The sequence below is a fragment of the Enterobacter cloacae complex sp. P2B genome, from assembly GCF_014895985.1.
Classification (GTDB): domain Bacteria; phylum Pseudomonadota; class Gammaproteobacteria; order Enterobacterales; family Enterobacteriaceae; genus Enterobacter; species Enterobacter bugandensis.
This window is the reverse complement of record NZ_JADBQQ010000012.1, coordinates 92,887-107,438: the sequence shown is the minus strand read 5'-3', so window position 1 is coordinate 107,438 and position 14,552 is coordinate 92,887. Positions and strand designations below refer to the sequence as shown.

Annotated in this window: 15 protein-coding genes; 1 reads left to right on the top strand and 14 read right to left on the bottom strand. The window is 58.3% G+C overall.

Translation table 11 applies throughout. From position 1 onward, the window contains the following. Positions 1 to 19: 19 nt before the first annotated feature. From IM313_RS12620 to cysG, 11 genes are all read right to left on the bottom strand, one after another. Positions 20 to 646 carry a protein-L-isoaspartate(D-aspartate) O-methyltransferase gene (locus IM313_RS12620; RefSeq protein WP_028014237.1) on the bottom strand — a complete coding sequence of 209 codons (627 nt, stop codon included), beginning with the start codon at positions 644 to 646 and terminating at the stop codon, positions 20 to 22. After that, positions 640 to 1,401, bottom strand: coding sequence for a 5'/3'-nucleotidase SurE (gene surE / locus IM313_RS12615; protein ID WP_041908434.1), 762 nt, complete (start codon positions 1,399 to 1,401; stop codon positions 640 to 642). Before surE ends, IM313_RS12620 begins: the two co-directional genes overlap by 7 nt. Continuing rightward, complete coding sequence (gene truD, locus IM313_RS12610) at positions 1,382 to 2,431, bottom strand: tRNA pseudouridine(13) synthase TruD (RefSeq protein ID WP_045261236.1); 1,050 nt, start codon at positions 2,429 to 2,431, stop codon at positions 1,382 to 1,384. Before truD ends, surE begins: the two co-directional genes overlap by 20 nt. Next, positions 2,428 to 2,907, bottom strand: coding sequence for a 2-C-methyl-D-erythritol 2,4-cyclodiphosphate synthase (gene ispF / locus IM313_RS12605; protein WP_192971676.1), 480 nt, complete (start codon positions 2,905 to 2,907; stop codon positions 2,428 to 2,430). The genes truD and ispF overlap by 4 nt, the downstream gene beginning before the upstream one ends. Continuing rightward, the gene (gene ispD / locus IM313_RS12600; RefSeq protein ID WP_028014240.1) at positions 2,907 to 3,617 is read right to left on the bottom strand and encodes a 2-C-methyl-D-erythritol 4-phosphate cytidylyltransferase; all 711 of its coding nucleotides are present in this window, start codon (positions 3,615 to 3,617) and stop codon (positions 2,907 to 2,909) included. Before ispD ends, ispF begins: the two co-directional genes overlap by 1 nt. Positions 3,618 to 3,636: 19 nt before the next feature. Next, the gene (gene ftsB, locus IM313_RS12595) at positions 3,637 to 3,948 is read right to left on the bottom strand and encodes a cell division protein FtsB (protein WP_003862095.1); all 312 of its coding nucleotides are present in this window, start codon (positions 3,946 to 3,948) and stop codon (positions 3,637 to 3,639) included. Between the two features lie 79 nt (positions 3,949 to 4,027). Next, a complete protein-coding gene (locus IM313_RS12590; RefSeq protein WP_028014241.1) occupies positions 4,028 to 4,354 on the bottom strand; it encodes a DUF3561 family protein in 327 nt (108 codons plus the stop codon). A gap of 58 nt (positions 4,355 to 4,412) precedes the next feature. After that, positions 4,413 to 5,018, bottom strand: a complete 606-nt coding sequence (cysC, locus tag IM313_RS12585; protein WP_192971675.1) for an adenylyl-sulfate kinase — start codon at positions 5,016 to 5,018, stop codon at positions 4,413 to 4,415. After that, a complete protein-coding gene (cysN, locus tag IM313_RS12580) occupies positions 5,018 to 6,442 on the bottom strand; it encodes a sulfate adenylyltransferase subunit CysN (protein ID WP_045261235.1) in 1,425 nt (474 codons plus the stop codon). Before cysN ends, cysC begins: the two co-directional genes overlap by 1 nt. 9 nt (positions 6,443 to 6,451) lie before the next feature. Further along, positions 6,452 to 7,360: a sulfate adenylyltransferase subunit CysD gene (gene cysD, locus IM313_RS12575; RefSeq protein WP_008499613.1), complete on the bottom strand. Its 909-nt coding sequence runs from the start codon at positions 7,358 to 7,360 to the stop codon at positions 6,452 to 6,454. Positions 7,361 to 7,369: 9 nt separating this feature from the next. After that, positions 7,370 to 8,719, bottom strand: coding sequence for a siroheme synthase CysG (gene cysG, locus IM313_RS12570; protein ID WP_192971727.1), 1,350 nt, complete (start codon positions 8,717 to 8,719; stop codon positions 7,370 to 7,372). 246 nt (positions 8,720 to 8,965) lie between these two features. On the opposite strand from cysG, the gene IM313_RS12565 reads away from it, so the two are divergent. Then, a complete protein-coding gene (locus IM313_RS12565; RefSeq protein ID WP_045261234.1) occupies positions 8,966 to 10,009 on the top strand; it encodes an aminopeptidase in 1,044 nt (347 codons plus the stop codon). 71 nt (positions 10,010 to 10,080) lie between these two features. On the opposite strand, the gene cysH is transcribed toward IM313_RS12565, so the two are convergent. The 3 genes from cysH to cysJ are packed head-to-tail and all read right to left on the bottom strand — an operon-like array spanning position 10,081 to position 14,348. Then, positions 10,081 to 10,815: a phosphoadenosine phosphosulfate reductase gene (cysH, locus tag IM313_RS12560; RefSeq protein ID WP_008499616.1), complete on the bottom strand. Its 735-nt coding sequence runs from the start codon at positions 10,813 to 10,815 to the stop codon at positions 10,081 to 10,083. A gap of 15 nt (positions 10,816 to 10,830) precedes the next feature. Beyond that, on the bottom strand, positions 10,831 to 12,543 hold the full coding sequence (cysI, locus tag IM313_RS12555) for an assimilatory sulfite reductase (NADPH) hemoprotein subunit (protein WP_192971674.1): 1,713 nt from the start codon (positions 12,541 to 12,543) through the stop codon (positions 10,831 to 10,833). Next, the gene (cysJ, locus tag IM313_RS12550) at positions 12,543 to 14,348 is read right to left on the bottom strand and encodes an NADPH-dependent assimilatory sulfite reductase flavoprotein subunit (protein WP_041908421.1); all 1,806 of its coding nucleotides are present in this window, start codon (positions 14,346 to 14,348) and stop codon (positions 12,543 to 12,545) included. The genes cysI and cysJ overlap by 1 nt, the downstream gene beginning before the upstream one ends. Between the last annotated feature and the right edge of the window lie 204 nt (positions 14,349 to 14,552).

The window sequence follows — 14,552 nt, the reverse complement described above, 5'->3', positions numbered from 1 at the left end:
CCCTGGATAAATCCGAGTCTCAGGCCAACTCCCCCTTTACCAGAGGCACAAAGCGCACGGCTTCCACGGTGTCGATAATATACTCGCCGCCGCGCCGACGAACGCGCTTTAATAGCTGCTGCTCGTCCCCGACGGGCAGAACAAGAATGCCCCCCTCATCCAGCTGCGACAAGAGCGCAGCGGGAATTTCAGGCGGAGCCGCCGTCACGATGATAGCGTCAAACGGGGCGCGAGCCTGCCAACCCTGCCATCCATCACCGTGTCGTGTCGAAACATTATGTAAATCAAGTTGTTTCAGGCGACGACGCGCCTGCCATTGCAAACCTTTGATCCGCTCTACGGAACAGACATGGTGTACCAGATGCGCCAGGATGGCGGTCTGATACCCCGACCCGGTGCCAATCTCCAGCACGCGTGAGTCGGGCGTGAGCTCCAGCAGCTCCGTCATCCGCGCCACCATATAAGGCTGCGAAATCGTCTGGCCTTGCCCGATGGGCAGCGCTACGTTTTCCCACGCTTTGTGTTCAAACGCCTCGTCTACAAATTTCTCACGCGGGACCTGAGCGAGCGCTTCAAGCACGTGCTCGTCGCGGATCCCCTGTGCGCGAAGTTGTTCCAGAAGAGTTTGTACACGTTTGCTTACCATTGCGCGTTCACTCCTGCGCGATCCAGCCAGCCCGACACCACATCATGCGCGCTATACGCGGTTAAATCTACGTGCAGCGGAGTGACCGAGACATAGCCATCATCCACGGCGGCAAAGTCGGTGTCCGGACCCGCATCGCACTTATCGCCAGGAGGCCCGATCCAGTAAAGCGTGTTGCCGCGAGGATCCTGCTGCGGGATCACCTGATCGGCCGGATGCCGGCTTCCGCAGCGCGTAACGCGAATGCCCTTAATTTCATTGAGAGGAAGATCCGGCACGTTGATGTTGAGAATACGCCCGGTACGCAGCGGCTCGCGGCCGAGCGCCCGCAGGATCGAGCAGGTCACCGCGGCGGCGGTATCGTAGTGCGTGTGGCCGTTTAACGAGACCGCCAGCGCCGGGAACCCCAGATGGCGCCCTTCCATTGCCGCCGCTACCGTTCCGGAGTAAATCACGTCATCGCCGAGGTTCGGCCCGGCGTTAATGCCGGAGACGACGATATCCGGACGCGGGCGCATCAGCGCGTTCACGCCCAGAAACACGCAGTCCGTCGGCGTGCCCATCTGCACGGCAATATCGCCATTTTCAAAGGTAAAGGTGCGAAGCGACGACTCCAGCGTCAGTGAGTTAGACGCTCCACTGCGGTTACGATCGGGGGCCACGACCTGCACATCCGCAAATTCACGGAGGTGCTTCGCCAGGGTCTGAATGCCCGGCGCGTGGATCCCGTCATCGTTACTCAGCAATATTCGCATAATCACCCGAGGTGTTGATTAGTTCCCTGACAACACTGGTGGCAAAGCTACCTGCCGGCAGCCAGAAGCGTAACTCGACGGTCACGTCATCCCACCAGTTCCAGCTTAACTGCTGCGGATAGAGCAGCATCGCGCGGCGCGCTGCTTCGACTTTTTCCCGCACCAGCAAGGATTGTAATTCCGGCGCATCCGCCACGGCGGACTGCTCAGCGCTCAACGCGTCGCCCTGGGTGCCCCAGTCGCCTGAGCCCGGCAAAGCTGCGGTAATCATCAGTGCTTTGGCATCCACGCGCGACTGCACATCGGCCATTTCTTCGGCCGTTGCCACAAACCAGCTTCCGCGTCCCGCTAATTGTAGCGCATCGCCAACAACAACTTGATTCGCGTCCGGTTTTTTCAGCCTTTCGCTCACAATCTGATTAAACAACGCGCTGCGGGCCGCCGACAACCAAAAACTGCGTTTATTCCTGTCGCGCACCGGCGCATCGCTTTGCGCCCAGCGCAGCGCGCCCTGCAGGTTGCTGCCGCCAATGCCAAAGCGCTGCGCGCCAAAGTAGTTCGGAACGCCGCGTTCATTAATGGCGTTGAGACGTTTTTCAACGTCTTCACGGTTAGTCACTTCGCGCAGCACCAGCGTAAATGCGTTGCCTTTCAACGCCCCCAGGCGCAGCTTGCGCTTGTGGCGGGCGTACTCCAGCACCTTACAGCCTTCAAGCTCAAATTTGCTTAAATCAGGCATCGCATTGCCGGGCACGCGGGCGCAGAGCCACTGCTCGGTGACGGCGTGTTTATCTTTCTGCCCGGCAAAGCTCACTTCCCGGGCGTGAATTTTGAGGAATTTTGCCAGCGCGTCGGCCACAAAGCGGGTGTTGCAGCCGTTTTTCAGAATACGCACCAGGATATGTTCGCCTTCGCCATCGGGCTCAAAGCCCAGATCCTCCACCACGAGGAAATCTTCCGGGCTGGCTTTCAGCACCCCGTTCCCCTGCGGCTTGCCGTGCAGGTATGTCAGATTATCGAAGTCCGTCATTTTACCGCCTTCACCAGCAGCGCCACGGCTTCACAGGCAATCCCTTCGCCACGACCGGTAAAGCCCAGCTTCTCCGTGGTGGTGGCTTTGACGTTGACGTCGTCCATATGGCAGCCCAGATCTTCAGCGATAAATACGCGCATCTGCGGAATGTGCGGCAGCATTTTCGGGGCCTGGGCAATAATCGTCACGTCGACGTTGCCGAGGGTGTAACCTTTCGCCTGAATGCGGCGCCACGCTTCGCGCAGCAGTTCGCGGCTGTCCGCCCCTTTAAAGGCCGGGTCGGAGTCCGGGAACAGCTTACCGATATCACCCAGCGCGGCAGCGCCGAGCAGCGCGTCGGTCAGCGCATGCAGCGCCACGTCGCCATCAGAATGCGCCAGCAGCCCTTTTTCGTAAGGAATACGTACGCCGCCAATGATAATTGGGCCTTCTCCGCCAAAGGCGTGTACATCAAAACCGTGTCCAATTCGCATTATGCCTTCTCCTGATGGGTCGAACGGGTAAGATAAAATTCCGCGAGCTGTAAATCTTCCGGGCGCGTCACTTTTATATTATCAGCGCGCCCTTCAACAAGCGTGGGGTGAAAACCGCAATACTCCAGCGCGGAGGCTTCGTCCGTGATGGTCGCGCCTTCATTAAGGGCACGCGTTAAGCAGTCGTGGAGCAGTTCGCGGGGGAAAAATTGCGGCGTCAGCGCGTGCCATAAGTCGACGCGCTCAACGGTGTGGGCGATGGCACGCTTGCCCGGCTCGGCACGCTTCATGGTGTCGCGCACCGGCGCGGCCAGAATGCCGCCCACTTTACTGGTTTCGCTCAGCGCCAGCAGGCGTGCCAGGTCGTCCTGATGCAGGCACGGACGTGCCGCGTCATGGACCAGCACCCACTGGGCGCTTCCGGCAGCCTGAATGCCCGCCAGCACGGAATCGGCGCGCTCGGCGCCGCCATCAACTACGGTAATCTGTGGGTGGTTTGCCAGCGGCAGCTGCGCAAAGCGGGCATCGCCGGGACTGATGGCGATGACCACGTGCGTCACCCGCGGGTGCGCCAGCAGCGCCGCCACGGCGTGCTCAAGGATCGTTTTATCGCCAATTGAGAGGTACTGCTTGGGACATTCTGTCTGCATGCGCCGGCCAAAACCTGCGGCCGGCACCACGGCACATACGTCCGAAAAAGTTGCTGCCATGTCGTAATCCTGGGCCTGATTATCGATTGTTTTGTGCTGAGCCCTGATTGCGTTTAGACGCATCCGGAACCAGACGATAAAAGGTTTCTCCCGGCTTAGTCATACTGAGTTCATTGCGTGCGCGCTCCTCAATCGCCTCCTGGCCGCCATTGAGGTCATCAATTTCAGCAAAGAGTTGATCGTTACGCGCCTTAAGTTTGGCATTTGTTGCCTGCTGAGCCGCGACGTCATCGCTCACCCGGCTGTAGTCGTGCAGCCCGTTCTTACCGAACCACAACGAATATTGCAGCCAGACCAGTAAAGCCAGCAACAGCAGCGTTAGTTTACCCATCCTGCCCCCTGAAAAAACGGCATCATCATCCCATAACTTTCCGTTCGACTCTACTGCGGGGTTTTAATTATGTCGCAAGTTAGCCCATCAGCCATAAAAACAGCAGGCCAAAGATGACGACAACGGTGGCAATCGTGATAACCGTACTGTACAGGAGCTTGCCGTTGAAAAGAGAGTGCAGCGCAACCCCGACAACGACCGCAACGGGCATCAGCGCCAGGAAGAAGGGCCAGGTGTAGAGAAAGAAGAAAAGGGTGTTACCACCATAGATCAAAAACGGGATACCCAGCGCCAGTAACCACGACGCAAAGCCGACTATCGCCCCAGGGAAGGACCAGGTCGTCTCATTGTCGGTGGTTAACGGTTCCGACCCGGTGGTGATAATGTAGTTTTCACTGTTGCGCATAGCTAATCCTGTGACCGTGACTCATCGTTCGGGAAGACAGCTCCCGAACGATACCGCCTCAGGATCTGATAATATCGTCCCGTCTGAGCAGGTCTAATAATTGGCTTACTAAATTTGTTACCAATTGTTGACCTTCCAGGTGAATCTCAGGCGATTCAGGCGCTTCGTAAACCGAGTCAATTCCGGTGAAGTTTCGCAGCTCGCCGGCACGCGCTTTTTTGTACAGCCCTTTCGGATCGCGCGCTTCGCAGATCTCCAGCGGCGTATCGACAAACACTTCGATAAAGCGATCCTGACCCACGCGCTCGCGCACCATCTGGCGCTCGGCGCGGTGCGGCGAGATAAACGCCGTCAGCACCACCAGCCCGGCGTCAGCCATCAGGCTGGCGACTTCACCTACCCGGCGAATGTTCTCTTTGCGGTCGTCGTCGCTGAACCCCAAATCGCTGCACAGGCCGTGACGCACGTTGTCGCCATCCAGCAGGTAGGTACTTACTCCCTGCCGATGCAGCGCCTCTTCCAGCGCGCCCGCCACCGTGGATTTACCGGAGCCAGACAGCCCGGTAAACCACAGCACCACCCCACGGTGGCCGTGAAGCTGTTCGCGCTGGGCGACGGTGACCGGATGAGGATGCCAGACGACGTTCTCATCATGGGCGGCCATTACTTGCCTCCCAGCAGATCGCGGGCGCCCCAGTGCGGGAAGTGCTTACGCACCAGCGCGTTCAGCTCCAGCTCGAAGGCGCTGAACTCAGAGGTCACGCTCGCCTGCGCGTTAGGCTCGCGCACCATGCCAGCACCGACGGTAACGTTGGTCAGGCGGTCAATAAAGATCAGCCCGCCCGTCACCGGGTTCTGCTGATACGGATCCAGCACCAGCGGCTCGTCGAAAGTCAGATCCACCAGGCCAATACCGTTCAGCGGCAGCTCGCTCACATCACGGTGGGTCAGGTTGTTGATGTCCACCTGGAACTGAATGCCGTCCACGCGGGCACGGGTTTTCTTGCCCGCAATTTTGATGTCGTAGCTCTGGCCTGCGGTCAGCGGCTGTTCGGCCATCCACACCACGTCCACGGAAGCGCCCTGCACCGCCGCCAGCGTCTCCTGCGCGTCGACCAGCAGGTCACCGCGGCTGATATCAATTTCGTCTTTCAGCACCAGCGTGACCGCTTCCCCTGCCCCGGCTTCCTGCAGGTCGCCATCGAACGTCACGATGCGAGCGATTGCCGACTCCACGCCGGATGGCAGCACCTTCACGCGCTGCCCCACCTTCACGGAACCGGAAGCAATAGTGCCGGAGAAGCCGCGGAAATCGAGGTTTGGACGGTTCACGTACTGCACCGGGAAGCGCATTGGCTGAGTGTCGACCACGCGATGAATTTCAACGGTCTCCAGCACTTCCAGCAGCGTCGGGCCGCTGTACCACGGCATGTTTGCGCTCTGGGAGGCGACGTTATCCCCTTCCAGCGCCGAGAGCGGCACAAAGCGAATATCCAGGTTGCCCGGCAGCTGTTCGGCAAAGGTCAGGTAGCTCTGGCGGATCTCCTCGAATTTTTCTTCGCTGAAGTTCACCAGATCCATCTTGTTGACCGCCACCACCAGGTGCTTGATCCCCAGCAAAGTGGAGATAAAGCTGTGGCGACGGGTTTGATCCAGCACGCCTTTACGGGCGTCCATCAGCAGGATCGCCAGATCGCAGGTGGATGCGCCGGTCGCCATATTGCGGGTGTACTGCTCGTGCCCCGGGGTGTCGGCGATAATAAACTTGCGCTTCTCGGTGGAGAAATAGCGATAGGCCACGTCAATAGTGATGCCCTGCTCGCGCTCCGCCTGCAGGCCGTCCACCAGCAGCGCCAGGTCAAGTTTTTCGCCCTGGGTGCCGTGACGCTTGCTGTCGTTATGCAGGGAAGAGAGCTGATCTTCATAAATCTGGCGCGTGTCGTGCAGCAGGCGGCCAATCAGGGTACTTTTCCCGTCATCCACGCTGCCGCAGGTCAGAAAGCGCAGCAGGCTTTTATGTTGTTGGGCGTGCAGATACGCTTCCACGCCGCCTTCGTTGGCAATTTGTTGAGCAATAGTGGTGTTCATGGCGGCTCCTTAGAAATAACCCTGACGTTTCTTCAGCTCCATGGAGCCTGCCTGGTCGCGGTCAATCACGCGCCCCTGTCGCTCGCTGGTGGTGGACACCAGCATCTCTTCGATGATCTCCGGCAGCGTCTGCGCGTTCGATTCCACCGCGCCGGTCAGCGGCCAGCAGCCGAGGGTACGGAAACGGACCATCTGTTTTTTGATCACTTCACCCGGCTGCAGGTCGATACGATCGTCGTCAATCATCATCAGCATGCCGTCGCGCTCCAGCACCGGGCGCTCGGCGGCCAGGTACAGCGGAACAATCTCGATGTTTTCCAGATAGATGTACTGCCAGATATCCAGCTCGGTCCAGTTAGAGAGCGGGAAGACACGAATGCTTTCGCCCTTGTTGATCTGGCCGTTGTAGTTGTGCCACAGCTCCGGGCGCTGGTTTTTCGGATCCCAGCGATGGAAGCGGTCGCGGAAGGAGTAGATTCGCTCTTTGGCGCGGGATTTTTCTTCGTCACGCCGCGCGCCGCCGAAGGCCGCGTCAAAACCGTACTTGTTCAGCGCCTGCTTCAGCCCTTCGGTTTTCATGATGTCGGTATGCTTGGCGCTGCCGTGGACGAACGGGTTAATGCCCATCGCCACCCCTTCCGGATTTTTGTGCACCAGCAGCTCGCAGCCGTAGGCTTTGGCGGTACGGTCGCGGAATTCGTACATTTCGCGGAATTTCCAGCCGGTATCCACGTGCAGCAGCGGGAACGGCAGCGTGCCAGGATAAAACGCTTTACGCGCCAGGTGCAGCATGACGCTGGAATCTTTACCGATGGAGTACATCATCACCGGGTTAGAGAACTCGGCGGCCACTTCGCGGATAATATGGATACTTTCCGCTTCGAGCTGCCGCAGGTGAGTAAGTCGTTTTTGGTCCATAACCGTTCCTTAAGCCAAATTTACAACAGAAGAACCAAAGCCTTCTGTATCGGTTGTGTGTTGGAACCAGGCGAGGGTGCTGTGCAGCTGCACCACCTCTCCCACCACGATCAGGGCAGGCATCGGGGCGTCTTTCGCCAGGGTTGCAAGGTCTTGTAATGTGCCGATAGCGACATGCTGATCGACGCGCGTACCGCGAGAAATGACGGCAACGGGCGTCGTCGCCTCGCGACCGTGCTGAATAAGCTGTTCGCTGATGTCCGCCGCCTTCATCGTGCCCATGTATATCGCCAGCGTTTGTCGGCTCTGGGCGAGGTGCGACCAGTCGAACGGCGTGCTGTCGGCTTTATAGTGCCCGGTCACAAAGGTGACGCTCTGGGCGTAATCGCGATGGGTCAGCGGAATGCCGGCGTAGGCCGTCACGGCTGACGCCGCCGTGATGCCGGGCACCACCTGGAACGGCACGCCAGCTTCGGCTGCCGCCTGCAGTTCTTCACCGCCGCGACCGAAAATGAACGGGTCGCCCCCTTTCAGGCGCACCACGGTTTTGCCCGCTTTCGCGGCGTCAATCAGCATCTGGTTGGTATCGTGCTGCGGCACGGAGTGTTCCCCCGCCCGTTTGCCGACGCAGATTAGCTCCGCATCGCGACGGATCAGCTCGCGCACGCCATCGGTGACCAGGTGGTCGTAGAACACCACGTCCGCATCCTGCAGAACCTGCAGGCCGCGCAGCGTCAGCAAACCGGCATCCCCCGGCCCGGCTCCCACTAGAATAATTTCCCCGCCCGTACTGCCGGGGTTATCCAGTTCGTCTTCGAGAATTTTCTGCGCCGCCGTCTCATTGCCCGCCTGCATCAGGCTGGCAAAGCGGCCGCGAAATACGCGCTCCCAGAAGCGACGGCGTTCCGTCACGCTGGTCAGGCGGTTTTTCAGATGGTTGCGCCAGTAGCTGGTTTTCTCCGCCATGCGCCCGAGGCTGGTCGGCAGCAGCGCTTCGATCTTTTCCCGCAGCACGCGCGCCAGCACCGGCGCGGTGCCGCCGGAGGAGATCGCCACCAGCAGCGGCGAGCGGTCAACGATCGACGGGAAGATAAACGAGCATAAAGGCTGGTCGTCCACCACGTTCACCAGACGGTAACGGGCCTGGGCCGCGTCGGAGACCCGCCGGTTAAGTTCCCGATTTTCAGTCGCCGCAATCACCAGCACCACGCTGTCGATCTGTGACTCGTCGAAATCCGCCTCTTCAACAACCCGCACCTGTGCCCCTGCGCGCTGCAAAAACGCGATTTTGCGATCGGCAATTTCTCCCGTGCCGACAACCAGTACCGGTCGGTCTTTTAAGGCGGCAAAAAGGGGCAGATAGTCCACAGGCAACAACTCACTAACAACGAGGAATAGAGGGACTATAGGGGGCGGCTTAGATCGAATGAAATTACGAATTGGAATGAGTAGTTACTCAATGGAATAACGCCGTGAAAAAGCAAATACCAAAAAATGCTTAACCCGCGAAATTTCGGGCATTTAAGAGCAATTCAAATTGTGTATGGACGATCACAGTTTCATACTATGCACGTTATTATTTTGCTCTGTTTTTAAGGACTCACTATGTTTTCCGCAACGCGCCACCGTATTGCTGCCCTTGCGCTCGGCGTTTGCTTTATCCTTCCGGCTCAGGCAAAAAATCAACCTTATGGTGAAATCGCCACTATGCAGGCGCGACATATTGCGACGGTTTTCCCTGGCCGCATGACCGGTTCACCCGCGGAGATGCTCTCCGCCGACTATATTCGCCAGCAGTTTGCACTGATGGGCTACCAGAGTGACATACGCTCGTTTCACAGCCGCTACATCTATACCTCACGCAATAAAACGCAAAACTGGCATAACGTGACCGGCAGCACGGTGATTGCGGCGCATGAGGGGAAAGCGGCTGAGCAGATTATTATCATGGCGCACCTGGATACCTATGCGCCAATGAGCGACGCCGATATTGATAATAACCTCGGGGGACTGACGCTGCAGGGCATGGACGATAACGCAGCGGGTCTCGGTGTGATGCTTGAACTGGCTGAACGCCTTAAAAATATTCCGACGAAATACGGTATTCGCTTTGTGGCGACCAGCGGCGAAGAAGAAGGAAAACTCGGCGCTGAGAATCTCCTTAAACGGATGAGCGCTGAGGAGAAGAAAAATACGCTGCTGGTGATTAACCTCGATAACCTGATCGTGGGCGATAAGCTCTATTTTAATAGTGGACAGAGCACGCCGAGCAGCGTGCGTAAACTCACCCGCGACCGTGCGCTGGCGCTTGCCCGTACGCATGGCGTCTATGCCGCAACAAACCCAGGCGGTAACCCGGATTATCCAAAAGGCACTGGCTGTTGTAACGACGGGGAAGTGTTTGATAAGGCAGGCATTCCGGTGCTGTACGTCGAGGCGACGAACTGGGCGCTGGGCAAAAAGGATGGCTATCAGCAGCGCGCTAAATCGAAAGCGTTCCCGGACGGGACCAGCTGGCATGATGTGCGGCTGGATAATCAGCAGCACATTGATAAAACGCTGCCGCAGCGGATTGAGCACCGCAGCCGCGACGTGGTGAAAGTGATGCTGCCGCTGGTGAAGGAGCTGGCGAAAGCGGGCAAAGCCTGAGGTTTTTAAGTATAGCGGGGCCTGATGCCCTCACCCCAACCCTCTCCCACAGGGAGAGGGAGGATAAAGGATCACCCTTCGTGCAGCCCGCACTCGCGCTTCAGCCCGAAGAATCGCGTCTCTTCTTCCGCCATTCCCGGTTCCCATTTGCGCGTGGTGTGGGTGTCGCCCACGGACAGGTAGCCCTGGTCCCATAGCGGATGGTACTTGAGCCCGTGTTTTTGCAGGTACTGGTACACCGTGCGGTTATCCCAGTCGATAATCGGCAGCACTTTGAACACGCCGCGCTGTACCGCCAGTACCGGTAAGGTTGCGCGGCTCCCGGACTGCTCGCGGCGCAGGCCGGCAAACCACGTTTGGGCATTCAGCTCTTTCAGCGCCCGGTTCATCGGCTCAACTTTGTTGATCTCATTGTATTTCTCAATGCCCTCAACGCCCTGCTCCCACAGCTTGCCGTAGCGCGCCTCCTGCCAGGCCGCGCTTTCCGTTGCGCGGTAGACTTTAAGGTTCAGCCTGAGCTTGTCCGTCAGCTCGTCGATAAACTGGTAGGTTTCCGGGAACAGGTAGCCGGTATCGGTGAGGATCACCGGTATGTCCGGACGGATCTGATTCACCAGATGCAAACTGACCGCCGCCTGAATACCAAAGCTTGATGAGAGCACATACTCTCCCGGCAGGTTTTCCAGCGCCCACGCTACGCGCCCTTCGGCGTCCAGCTTTTCAAGGTGAGCGTTAGTTTCTGCCAGCGCCAGAATGCGTTCGACTTTTGGCAGGTCATTAAGGGCGTTTAGATCGAGTACGGACATAATTACCTCTCGTGGTTACTCCCAGAAATCCCTTGCGGGATCGAGCACCGGGCGAATGATGCCCGCACGCACCGTAAAGTCGCCAAAGCCTTCACCCGCTTCGCGCTCTTTCGCCCAGCGCCCGACAAGCTCGTCGATAGAATCAAGAATTTCCGGCTCGGTGATGTTCTCGCGGAACATGCGTGGAATACGCGTGCCGATACGGTTACCGCCCAGGTGCAGGTTATAACGACCCGGCGCTTTCCCCACCAGCCCCAGCTCGGCCAACATCGCGCGACCGCAGCCGTTCGGGCAGCCCGTCACGCGCATAACAATATGCTCGTCCGGAATACCGTGTTTTTCCAGAATCGCTTCCACTTTGTCAGTAAATGACGGCAGGAAACGCTCGGCTTCGGCCATCGCCAGCGGACAGGTCGGGAACGACACGCAGGCCATCGAGTTTTCACGCTGTGGCTTCACCGCATTCATCAACCCGTGCTCGCGCGCCAGCTCCTCAATTTTCGCCTTTTCGCTTTCCGGCACGCTGGCGACGATCAGGTTCTGGTTAGCGGTGATACGGAACTCGCCTTTGTGGATCTTCGCGATTTCCAGCAGACCGGTTTTCAGCGGGCGGCCCGGATAATCCAGAATACGGCCATTTTCAATGAACAGCGTCAGGTGCCAGTTATTGTCGATGCCTTTCACCCAGCCGATGCGATCGCCGCGACCGGTGAATTCGTAAGGGCGGATCGGCTCAAATTTGATCCCCGCACGACGCTCCACTTCCTCTTTGAACGTTTCAACGCCCACGCGCTCCAGAGTGTACTTGGTTTTCGCGTTTTTACGGTCGGTACGGTTGCCCCAGTCGCGCTGGGTGGTCACTACTGCTTCCGCCACGGCCAGCGTGTGCTCCAGCGGCAGGAAGCCGAACTCGCTCGCGGTGCGGGCGTAGGTTTTCTTGTTACCGTGTTCGATGGACAGGCCGCCGCCCACCAGCAGGTTAAAGCCAATCAGCTTGCCGTTTTCGGCAATCGCCACGAAGTTCATGTCGTTGGCGTGCAGATCGATGTCGTTCTGCGGCGGGATCACCACCGTGGTTTTGAACTTACGCGGCAGGTAGGTCTGACCGAGGATCGGTTCTTCGTCGGTGGTGGCGACTTTTTCCTGATCGAGCCAGATCTCCGCATAGGCGCGGGTACGCGGCAGCAGGTGCTCGGAAATTTTCTTCGCCCACTCATACGCTTCGGCGTGCAGCTCGGACTCGTACGGGTTCGAGGTGCAGAGCACGTTACGGTTCATGTCGTTGGCGGTCGCCAGCGCGTCCAGACCCACGGAGTGGAGCATCTGGTGCACCGGCTTGACGTTCTTCTTCAGAATCCCGTGGAACTGGAAGGTCTGACGGTTGGTCAGGCGGATGCTGCCATAGATCGTGTTTTCACCGGCAAACTTGTCGATCGCCTGCCACTGTTTGGTGGTGATCACTCCACCCGGCAGGCGGCAGCGCAGCAGCATCGCGTGGCGCGGCTCCAGCTTCTGTTCTGCGCGCTCGGCGCGGATATCGCGGTCGTCCTGCTGATACATGCCGTGGAAACGGATCAGCAGGAAGTTGTCGCCTTTGAAACCGCCGGTCAGGCCGTCATTCAGATCTTCAGCAATGGTGCCGCGCAGATAGTTGCTTTCCAGCTTCATGCGCTCGGCGTCTGTCAGTTTACCTTCGACCACCAGTGGCTCTGGATGTTTTTCGCTCATTAGTAGACATCTCGCTGATAACGGCGCTCAACGCGCAGCTCACTTAAAAATTCATCCGCCGCTTCGGCATCCATACCGCCGAATTCGGCAATCACTTCCAGCAGTGCCTGCTCAACGTCTTTCGCCATGCGATTGGCGTCGCCGCAGACATAAATGTGGGCACCGTCATTGATCCAGCGCCACAGCTCTGCGCCCTGTTCGCGCAGTTTGTCTTGTACGTATACTTTTTCTTTCTGATCGCGGGACCAGGCCAGATCGATGCGGGTCAGTACGCCCTCTTTGACGTAGCGCTGCCACTCAACCTGGTAGAGGAAATCTTCGGTAAAGTGCGGGTTGCCGAAGAACAGCCAGTTTTTACCCGGCGCGTCATCCGCGGCACGCTGCTGCATAAAGGCGCGGAACGGCGCAATGCCGGTGCCCGGACCAATCATGATCACCGGCGTTTCCGGGTTCGCCGGCAGGCGGAAGTTGTCGTTGTGCTCGATAAAGACGCGCACCTCGCCCTCTTCTTCCACGCGGTCCGCCAGGAAGCTTGATGCCCCACCCGCGCGGGCGCGGCCTTCGATGTCGTAGCGCACCACGCCGACGGTAACGTGAACTTCGCTTTCCACTTCCGCCTGGGAAGAGGCGATAGAGTACAGGCGTGGGGTCAGCGGACGCAGCAGACCGATCAGCGCATCGGCATCCAGCTGTGCCGGAGAGAAACGCACCATATCGACAATCGGCGTCGTCGCGGCGTAATGCTGCAGCTTCGCTTTGTCGCCCACCAGCGGCAGCAGGGATTCGCTGCGCGTTAGGGTGGCATAATTCTCGACGATATTCGGGGTGTTCACCGTCAGCTCGAAATGCCACTGCAGCGCCTCTGAAAGTGGCTGGGTTTTGCCGTCAACGGTGACGGGCTCGTCACCCTTCAGCCACAGCAGTTCCACCAGCTCTTTCACCAGTGCCGGATCGTTCTGATACCAGACGCCCAGCGCATCGCCAGGCTGATAGCGCAGGCCGGAGTCGCCAAGATCGATTTCAATATGGCGCACGTCTTTTTCCGAGTCGCGGCCCGTAATTTTCTGGTTCACCGACAGGCTCGCCGTCAGCGGCGACTCTTTGGTGTACGGGCTGGTGTGGATCTCATTGACGGTGCCCGCAGCGGTCACCGCGGCCTGTGCTGGCGTCTCTTTCGGAACGCGGGCTTTCAATACCTCAACGATGCGCGCACGCCATTCAGCGGCGGCAGTCTGGTATTCCACATCCGCGTCCACGCGGTCCAGCAGGCGCTCCGCGCCCAGCTCCGCCAGCTTGCTGTCGAAGTCTTTACCGGACTGGCAGAAGAATTCATAGGAGGTATCGCCCAGGCCAAATACGGCAAACGCCGTGCCGTTCAGCTTCGGCGCTTTTTTCGAGAACAGGAACTTATGCAGCGCCACCGCTTCTTCAGCAGGTTCACCTTCACCCTGGGTCGAGGCGACCATCACCAGCAGTTTTTCTGACGCGATTTGTTTGAATTTATAATCCCCGGCGTTGACCAGGTTCACGTTCAGTTTGGCGGCCAGCAGATCATCACGCAGCGCTTCGGCCACGCGGCGGGCGTTGCCCGTCTGCGAGGCGCTAATCAGCGTAATGGCAGGAATTTCCACGGCCGTTGCCGGTGCGCCAGCCACCGCGCCAGGCTGCTGGTTGAGCATTCCCCAGAAATAACCGGAGACCCAGGCAAGCTGAGTGGGGGAAAAATCAGAGGTGGCAGCCTGAAGGCGCGCCAGTTGCTCCGGGTTAAGGGGAAGCAAATTTGAAGGTGGGGCCTGTGTTGTCATGCGTCGTTATGTTCCAGTAGCCAAGCGGACTTTAAGCGAATAAATCCAAACAGAAGATAAGGTTAACGGCGTGGATAATAACAATTAAAGAAGGGATGGAAATAATAAATAACCAAATGGACTAACCTGTTTTAGTTATCGTTCTTAGCGATAAAAACGATTGAATAACCATTTGAAATAAAAGAATAAAAACCAATAATCACC

Bases quoted from the DNA above. Each gene is read 5' to 3' on its own strand.
- IM313_RS12620 (WP_028014237.1), bottom strand. From the start codon at position 646: ATGGTAAGCAAACGTGTACAAACTCTTCTGGAACAACTTCGCGCACAG.
- surE (WP_041908434.1), bottom strand. From the start codon at position 1,401: ATGCGAATATTGCTGAGTAACGATGACGGGATCCACGCGCCGGGCATT.
- truD (WP_045261236.1), bottom strand. From the start codon at position 2,431: ATGACGGACTTCGATAATCTGACATACCTGCACGGCAAGCCGCAGGGG.
- ispF (WP_192971676.1), bottom strand. From the start codon at position 2,907: ATGCGAATTGGACACGGTTTTGATGTACACGCCTTTGGCGGAGAAGGC.
- ispD (WP_028014240.1), bottom strand. From the start codon at position 3,617: ATGGCAGCAACTTTTTCGGACGTATGTGCCGTGGTGCCGGCCGCAGGT.
- ftsB (WP_003862095.1), bottom strand. From the start codon at position 3,948: ATGGGTAAACTAACGCTGCTGTTGCTGGCTTTACTGGTCTGGCTGCAA.
- IM313_RS12590 (WP_028014241.1), bottom strand. From the start codon at position 4,354: ATGCGCAACAGTGAAAACTACATTATCACCACCGGGTCGGAACCGTTA.
- cysC (WP_192971675.1), bottom strand. From the start codon at position 5,018: ATGGCCGCCCATGATGAGAACGTCGTCTGGCATCCTCATCCGGTCACC.
- cysN (WP_045261235.1), bottom strand. From the start codon at position 6,442: ATGAACACCACTATTGCTCAACAAATTGCCAACGAAGGCGGCGTGGAA.
- cysD (WP_008499613.1), bottom strand. From the start codon at position 7,360: ATGGACCAAAAACGACTTACTCACCTGCGGCAGCTCGAAGCGGAAAGT.
- IM313_RS12565 (WP_045261234.1), top strand. From the start codon at position 8,966: ATGTTTTCCGCAACGCGCCACCGTATTGCTGCCCTTGCGCTCGGCGTT.
- cysH (WP_008499616.1), bottom strand. From the start codon at position 10,815: ATGTCCGTACTCGATCTAAACGCCCTTAATGACCTGCCAAAAGTCGAA.
- cysI (WP_192971674.1), bottom strand. From the start codon at position 12,543: ATGAGCGAAAAACATCCAGAGCCACTGGTGGTCGAAGGTAAACTGACA.
- cysJ (WP_041908421.1), bottom strand. From the start codon at position 14,348: ATGACAACACAGGCCCCACCTTCAAATTTGCTTCCCCTTAACCCGGAG.